The sequence below is a fragment of the Rubellimicrobium mesophilum DSM 19309 genome (assembly GCF_000600335.2).
GTDB classification, from domain to species: Bacteria; Pseudomonadota; Alphaproteobacteria; order Rhodobacterales; family Rhodobacteraceae; genus Rubellimicrobium; species Rubellimicrobium mesophilum.
Genome location: NZ_KK088646.1, coordinates 1 through 6556, shown reverse-complemented (window position 1 = coordinate 6556; position 6556 = coordinate 1). Strand labels below are relative to the sequence as shown.

Genomic DNA, 6556 nt, shown 5'->3' with positions numbered 1-6556 from the left:
CCTCCAGCATCAGGCGTCGCCAACGATAGAGCAGGTTCGGAGCCACGCCATTGCGGCGCGCCACCACCGAGATGCTGGATCGCTCGTCTAGGGTCTCTTCGACGATCCGCAGCTTCTCGGCGCCACTCCAGCGACGGCGACGGCCACCGTCGGTGATGATCTCAACGTCAGACATAAGCACGTGCTTAGGGCTGTCCCTAAGCCTCCATGGTCATGCCCAGGTGTCCGGTCAAAATGGGGGCCAGTTCACGGAGCGCCCAAGCGGCGAGGCGCTCGAGGCCGGCTGCGTCCTCAGCCGGGTCGGCCTCGTGCGCCACGAGACCCGGCACGAGCGCGTGCGCCTGCGCGGCCGCCATCTCGGACCGCAGCCCCAGGGCGAGCCCCGCCTCGTTGGTGGCCTGCACCACGCGGCGGCGCCCGTCCGAGCCCACCAGCGCGAGCGGCACCTCAGGAGGCGGCGCGGCGCGGCCCCACCTGCGCCGCAGCCGGTCCACGGGCCAGCTCGGGAGGTAGAGCGAGACGACCCTGCTCATCGCAGGCCTCCAGTACAAAGTCGGCGCTCTCCCCCGCTCGCACCCGCACCAGCTCCACGAGCCAGCGCGCCCGGCCCACCCCGGGCACCAGCAGCGGCGCGGAGGGCAGCGCCGAGACGCGCCAGCGGGTGCGCGCCGCCGTGGGCTGGCCGAAGTCGGAGGCCTCGGCCGGCCGGCGCCAGCGCCGGAGTGCCAGCCCCATCGTGCCGCACTCCTCGGCCGCGAGCTGCAGCCGGCGCGACGCGGTCATCGGGAGCTTCGCCACCTCGGCCACCACGCCGCCCAGGGCGCCGTGCCGGAGCCCCTCCTCGGCGCAGGCCAGCACGCCTGCGTCGTCGCCCGCCTCTACATAGATCACCCGGTCGGGGTCGAGCCCGGCCTGCTGGAGCGCGGGGGCAAAGAGGTCGGGGCGCGTCAGGCACCAGAGCACCTGGCCGCCCACCCGCGCCAGAATGCCGGCCGCAAAGAGCGCCGCGGCGGTTCCATGGACCACGTCGGCGCCGCCCCCCGCCACCTCGTGGAGCGCGGCACGATCGAGGCCCCCGCCCGGCAGGCGAGCGTCGAGCGCCTCAACCCCGAACGGCAGCACTGCGATGGGCCGCGACGGATCGCGCGCCTCAAGCCGGGCGATCTGGTCGCGAAGGGGCTGGAGGTCGCGCCGGGGCTGCATCGGGGGCGGGGACTCGTTTCTGGCCTGGGGTCATATGTTCCTCTTTTGTTCTAGCACACACCCGCGTGAGTCAACGGCCCAGCCCTCCCGCCGACGGGCATTGGTGGTGTGACCGTCGCCTCCGGCGGCATCGGTGTGCCGCCGTTGTGTGGATCAGCAGGCTCGGAGCCTTGGCTCTCCAGCTGGGTAAGCCTTTTTCAGACCGGGATCGGAGGGCGCCCATCTCGAGTGTCAGAATTTGGCATTCGTTCAAAGTGGGCCGGTGTGAGTCCCTGGTCATTGAGAGCAGGAGAGGCTGAGCCTAATGTCCACTCTCGTGGGGCAGGCACGCGATGTCCCCTGGCGCCTCTAAGGGCGTTGGTGTCGAGAGGCGTAGCGGGCTTGCGGCTCAGGCGGTCTGTGCGCCCCGGTCCGATCTGGATCCGAACTCGAAGGGCAGTCGTGCGTCCAGACTGACGCGATAAGGGCCCTCCTCGCCATCGCGGCGGCGCCACCCTTTGGTGACGAGCAGGTCCACGTCCACACTCTGTCCGGCGATCCCGGCCCTGGCAGCCGCCTCGCGAAAGTGCCGGGCATCGTCCCGCGACAGGGACCCCACCTTCAGGCTGCTCACATAGACGGCAACAGCACCGGCGCTGTAGATGTCGCGATCCTCGGGCAAGAGCTCGCCCACGCAGAAGGTATCCCCTCCCCCCATCTCGTTCGTCCTGGGGCCGAAGAGGGCATCAAGAACGTCTTGGCTGAATGCCTCCACCACCACTTCGAGGCCGTAAGCACCATCACCTGCCAACCTCGGCTTGCCGGGAAAGTCCCCGAGCCTGCCCGGGAACCATGGCCGCCGGGGTGCCCGCGCCTTCGCCGGGGCCGGCGCGGCTTCGACCTGGGCCCCAGCGACACCGTTGATAGTGTCCGATGCCTGCCGGACGAGCTTGGCCGCCCGACGATCAGCCGACCTCAAGGTCCTGAGCAACGAGGCCAGCGTCCAGGTGAAGTTCGGATCAGCGCCGTTTTGCTTGAGCCGGGAGATCAGGCCGTCAACGGCTTCGACGATGCCCTCGGTGGAGCGTTTCAGCCTGATCGCGTCCTCGTGGGCCAAGTCGGTCGTGGCCTCCGCCGTGGCGACCATCGCCTCCACGTCGCCCACGGCGGCCGTGAATGCCTCGGCCTTGGCCTGCCAGTCGGGGGTCATTGCGGGTCTCCTGCTCGTCAGGGGAAAGAGAGAGCTGACGCCGCTGCCTTCAATGCTGGCGAGGCTAGCAGAGCGGACATTTGCGCCGAGATTATTGAGCCCGCGCCGAGCCGATCCGGTGTCGGACCCGGTCTCGGTCAGGTCGCGGCTCATGCAGGTCTCAATCCGGCAGCACGAAGGGCAGATCGGTGTCGCCTGTGCTCTCGCCGGCTCGAGTGATCAGCGCGTGAGCTTGGCCACGATGATGAGTCTGATGGTTGAAGATGTGCATGACCACGAGCGCTCGGGGTCTGGTCATGTCCCGTCCGACAGCTCCGCTATACCAGGCGAGGTCGCCTTGGAGGTCCTGATCCGAGAGCTGCCCGGCCCAAGCGGTGATGACCTGATCGAAGCGCTGGCGCTGGGTCCAGAGGTCGCCGAAGTCATCTACGAGCTTGTCGCTGTCCCAGATCGCAATCGAGGGCTTCTCGCTCTCGCCGAAGCGCGACAGCCACGTCCGGTCTGCCCAGAGGATGTGCGAGAGCGTTCCATGGATCGACCGCCAGAATACGCTGCGGTCCATCCGGCGCTCCTCAGCCGGAAGGCGCATCGCGGCCCCGAAGACCCGTCGGTTCATCTCGGCGTTGTAGGCCGCCATTGTTCGGGCGAACTCAGGGGTGATCATTCCGCACTGCCTTTCCTTCCTCTGACAGGCGTCCAGCCGGAGGGCCTGTCCTCGTACCCTGCTTGGCACCCCTGAGTTATCGTCCAGCGTCCGCGGCTCTCGGGAGGGAGGTGTGGCGGTAGGACAGTGTGAGGCCGAGCGCTGCCGTCGGCCCTTGAGGGCTCGCCCGGAAATCCGATCCAGCGCGAGCCGACGAGTACGAAATCCAGAGCCGGATCGGCTTGATGGACGACGACGCCTGTCAGGAGCTCGCCACAACCCTAGGCCCCGAGCGCTCCGCCTGTGTGCCACGTCACGGCAGGATGTGTCCGGCCGCACGGAAGAGCCGATACCACTCGGGCCGCGACAGCTCGACTCCTGCTCCGGCCACGCATTCGCGCACCCGCTCGGGCTTCGTAGTGCCCAGGACAACCTGCATCCGGGCGGGGTGCCGGGTGATCCAGGCCACCGCAATCCCCGTGGGCGTGACCCCATGGGCCGCTGCGATCTCGTCCAGGGCGTCGTTGAGCTCCGGAAGGTTCTCCCGGTCCCCGACGAAGGGGCCGTCGAAGAAGCCCTTCTGGAAGGGCGACCACGCCTGCAGGGTCATCGCCTCTTTGCGCGACCAGTCCAGCAGACCGCTCGTGCGCTCGATCGATTGGTCCAGCCCCGACATGTTCAGCGCCACCCCCTCTGCGATCAGCGGCGCGTGAGTGATCGAGAGCTGGACCTGGTTCACCACCAGCGGCTGCTTCACCGCGGTCTTCAGCAGCTCAATCTGCCCTGGCGACTGGTTGGATACCCCGAACTGCCGCACCTTGCCTGAGGACTGGAGCTTGTCGAAGGCCGAGGCGACCTCCTCCGGCTCGACAAGCGCGTCGGGGCGGTGCAGCAGGAACACGTCGATGAAGTCCGTCCGCAGCGCCTTGAGTGAGCCCTCGACGGAGCGCAGCAGGTGCTCCTCCGAGAAATCGAAGAAGCCATCGCGGATGCCAGCCTTGGTCTGGATGACGATCCGCTCGCGCTCAGCTTGGGTGAGTTGCATCGCTTCTCCGAAGCGCGCCTCGCAATGATGGCGCGAGCCGCCGTAGATGTCGGCATGGTCGATCATGTTGATCCCAGCGTCGAGCGCCGCCCCGACCAGCTCGCGGATCTTGGCGTCGGGCATCTTCCCGATCCGCATCAGGCCCAGGATGACCGAGGACACCGAGAGCTCTGTGCGGGGAATGGCGATCTGCTGCATGTTGTCTCCGACGACGCTGGGGTGGAAGGGCGGCGAACAGAGACGAGGTTACGGACCTCAAGCCGTGAGCACCGTCCAATGTTGAAGGAGACGTCGTAGCCCGAAGTCCGCATGGATCAACCACTTTGGATCGCGGACTGACATCCTTGGGATAGCTTGGCGTTGATGCTGTAGACGCCCGCGACGGCCTCGATCTGCGTCAGGTCCGCCTGTATGATGAGCCCACTCCGGTTCTCCATCAGGGTGTGCCCCATGAAGCAGAGCATCGCGCCGGTACCGGCGGACTTCTTGTAGAGCCGCGCCTCGGGGTCGGTGGTCGAGGCATGCGTGGCGTTCGACCGCTTCTCACCCCGGAAGTCGGCTTCGGCATTGCGATCTCTTCGGGTGAGACGAGTCATCGGGGCGGTCTCGATCTCGGGTTGCGGCTGGTCAGGGACATCTGCGGCGCGGTCGGCGGGCGGATCGCCCGGCCCGCCATCGTCAGCGGGCGGGGTGACGTCCGCCTTGGGCTGGAAGCTCTTCATCGAGGCCCAGGCCTTCACCAGCGTGCCGTCGACCGAGAAGTGCTCGTCCGACAGCAGCGGCGCCACCTCGCGATGCGCGAGGACTGCGGCCAGGACCTTGCGCGATATCTCCGTGGTCAGCAGCCGGTCCCGGTTCTTGGTGAACACGGTCGAGACCCACACTGGATCGTCGATGCCCAGACCGATGAAACAGCGGAACAGCAGGTTGTACGGCATCTGCTCCATCAACTGCCGCTCGGAGCGCACCGAAAATAGGATCAGGCTCGCGCGCGAGCCAGCCGTTCCGGCGCGATGGAGGGGCGGCCCTCGGCCGCATAAAGCCGGTCGAACTCGGCATCGAGGGTGGTCAGCGCCTCGTTGACGATCTGGCGCACCTTGCGCAGCGGGTGGCGAGCGGGGATGCGCTCCTCCAAGTCCACATAGCTGAACAGCGACCCCGCCGCCTCGTCCGTCCCGCGCATCCTCACCCCCGCAAACGCAGCGGCGAGGATGAATCATGTCCCACAAACAGCGTCGAGGGCCGAGTTCTTCAGCAGCCTGCTAAGAGCCCGTTTGGCGAAGGGGGCCGGAGTGATGGTTGCTTATCTGGGGTGGTGTGAGCTCGTGCGTTCCTGCCAGCATGAAAGCACGATATCCGAGCAGCCTGACGGACGCGCAGTGGGTGTTGGTCCGACGTCATCTTCCCGAGTTGGTTGGCGGTCGCCGGCGCCACTGGCCCACCCGCCTTGTGGTTGACGCCGTGTTTTACGTCGTCCGGACGGGGTGCCAGTGGCGTCAGCTCCCACGCGACTTCCCGCCTTGGCAGACGGTCTACTACCACCATCGCCGATGGGACGGACGGGGTCTCCTGCACCGGCTCCACGAGGCGCTCCGCCGGGCAGTTCGCGCCCAGTGCGGCCGCGCGCCTGACGCCTCAGCGGGCGTCATGGACAGCCAAAGCGTACGCACGACCCAGGCAGGCGGTGTGCGGGGCTACGACGGCGGCAAAGGCGTGCAGGGCCGCAAGCGGCATCTGCTTGTCGACACCGAGGGACTTGTTCTGGCGCACGAGGTCACCGGCGCCCATGTTTCCGATCAGGCCGGAGCCCGACGCCTGCTGTCGGGACTGCGTCCGCTCCAGCCTCGCCTTGAGCTGATCTGGGCCGACGGCGCCTATGCAGGGCAACCACTGTCCTCATGGGCCTCCGAGCAAGGCGTCCAGATTGAGATCGTGCGACCCGCTGAAGGTCAAAAGGGCTTTGCTGTCCAGCCGCGCCGGTGGGTGGTCGAGCGCACCTTCGGCTGGCTCGGCCGATCGCGCCGCTTGGCCAAGGACTACGAACGCCGCCTCCAGTCGGCCGAAGCCTTCATCACGCTCACCATGATCCACCTCATGCTCCGCAGGCTCGCCCGATCCGCATGACCTCGCCAAACAAGCTCTAAGATCAACAGGTTTCCAAGTTGGTTCTGTCGACTTGGAGGCCCTGAGGCGTCACACCGTGCCCCTAAAGCCTTGTTGCTTTGCGCCGCCGTCACGGTTGCCGCTTCGTTGCGGCCATAGCCGGACACCGTTCCTGCTGGTACGGTGAGCGCGCGGATACCTTTGGGCTAAGAGTGGGCTGCTTCTAAGTGGTTCATCCGGCAAGTCATGGTACAGTGAGCGGTGCTTTGCTGGAGAGAGGCCATGCGACAGTTGCGACTGCGTGCGTTGGCGGATGCGGAGCAGGTGGCGATCGAGCGGCTGGCCCATTCGCGGACGGCCCCCGCTCGGCAGG

7 protein-coding genes and 1 pseudogene are annotated in these 6556 nt (G+C 67.2%); 1 reads left to right on the top strand and 7 read right to left on the bottom strand.

Annotation, left to right across the window (positions count from 1 at the left end):
* The 7 genes and pseudogenes from RUMESO_RS23645 to RUMESO_RS23615 all read right to left on the bottom strand — a co-directional run.
* Positions 1-175: transposase (locus tag RUMESO_RS23645; protein WP_037280616.1), on the bottom strand; the 175-nt coding region annotated here is incomplete at its 3' end.
* Between the two features lie 22 nt (positions 176-197).
* Positions 198-533: a DNA polymerase Y subunit UmuC family protein gene (locus RUMESO_RS23640; protein WP_156363091.1), complete on the bottom strand. Its 336-nt coding sequence runs from the start codon at positions 531-533 to the stop codon at positions 198-200.
* Entirely contained in the window at positions 448-1203 is a 756-nt protein-coding gene (locus RUMESO_RS23635) for an ImuA family protein (RefSeq protein WP_037284732.1), read from the bottom strand. Before RUMESO_RS23635 ends, RUMESO_RS23640 begins: the two co-directional genes overlap by 86 nt.
* Positions 1204-1591: 388 nt before the next feature.
* The gene (locus RUMESO_RS23630) at positions 1592-2545 is read right to left on the bottom strand and encodes a hypothetical protein (protein ID WP_156363090.1); all 954 of its coding nucleotides are present in this window, start codon (positions 2543-2545) and stop codon (positions 1592-1594) included.
* Between the two features lie 7 nt (positions 2546-2552).
* Positions 2553-3056, bottom strand: a complete 504-nt coding sequence (locus RUMESO_RS23625) for a DinB family protein (protein ID WP_037284724.1) — start codon at positions 3054-3056, stop codon at positions 2553-2555.
* 292 nt (positions 3057-3348) lie between these two features.
* Positions 3349-4278, bottom strand: coding sequence for an aldo/keto reductase (locus RUMESO_RS23620; protein WP_037284721.1), 930 nt, complete (start codon positions 4276-4278; stop codon positions 3349-3351).
* A 179-nt stretch (positions 4279-4457) separates the two neighbouring features.
* Positions 4458-5263, bottom strand: a pseudogene (locus RUMESO_RS23615) (transposase); the annotation flags it as partial.
* A 158-nt stretch (positions 5264-5421) separates the two neighbouring features.
* Between RUMESO_RS23615 and RUMESO_RS23605 the strand changes: the two are divergent.
* Entirely contained in the window at positions 5422-6204 is a 783-nt protein-coding gene (locus RUMESO_RS23605) for an IS5 family transposase (RefSeq protein ID WP_051521653.1), read from the top strand.
* Positions 6205-6556: the final 352 nt, after the last annotated feature.

Coding starts and splice junctions, on each gene's coding strand:
- RUMESO_RS23640 (WP_156363091.1), bottom strand. CDS start 533: ATGAGCAGGGTCGTCTCGCTCTACCTCCCGAGCTGGCCCGTGGACCGG.
- RUMESO_RS23635 (WP_037284732.1), bottom strand. CDS start 1,203: ATGCAGCCCCGGCGCGACCTCCAGCCCCTTCGCGACCAGATCGCCCGG.
- RUMESO_RS23630 (WP_156363090.1), bottom strand. CDS start 2,545: ATGAGCCGCGACCTGACCGAGACCGGGTCCGACACCGGATCGGCTCGG.
- RUMESO_RS23625 (WP_037284724.1), bottom strand. CDS start 3,056: ATGATCACCCCTGAGTTCGCCCGAACAATGGCGGCCTACAACGCCGAG.
- RUMESO_RS23620 (WP_037284721.1), bottom strand. CDS start 4,278: ATGCAGCAGATCGCCATTCCCCGCACAGAGCTCTCGGTGTCCTCGGTC.
- RUMESO_RS23605 (WP_051521653.1), top strand. CDS start 5,422: ATGAAAGCACGATATCCGAGCAGCCTGACGGACGCGCAGTGGGTGTTG.